Origin of the sequence: Pantoea sp. SIMBA_079, from assembly GCF_046940275.1 — a bacterium.
GTDB classification, from domain to species: Bacteria; Pseudomonadota; Gammaproteobacteria; order Enterobacterales; family Enterobacteriaceae; genus Pantoea; species Pantoea borealis.
The window spans coordinates 1-280 of sequence record NZ_JAWRYR010000190.1; the positions used below are offsets into that span (position 1 = coordinate 1).

Annotated in this window: 1 pseudogene; it reads left to right on the plus strand. The window is 69.6% G+C overall.

Features of this window, described 5'->3' with window-relative positions:
- Window positions 1–280, plus strand: a pseudogene (locus SB719_RS19655) (hypothetical protein); the annotation flags it as partial.

The window sequence follows — 280 nt, forward strand, 5'->3', positions numbered from 1 at the left end:
GTCGGCGAACTGGACACCCTGGGCGTGCGCTACGACGCGGCAGATCGCTCCACCATCACCCTGGGCGGAGCCGGCGGAACAACGCTCGACAATCTGGCGGTGGGCCAGGTGGCTGCCGGCAGCATGCAGGCCATCAACGGCGGCCAGATGCACGCCAGCCTGTCCAGCGTGGCGTCGATTCTGGGAGGCGGGGCGTCCGTGGATGCGGTGGGCGGCCTGGTATCGCCGGAGTACGGTATCCAGGGTGCGCTCTACACCACCATCGGCAGCGCGCTGTCCG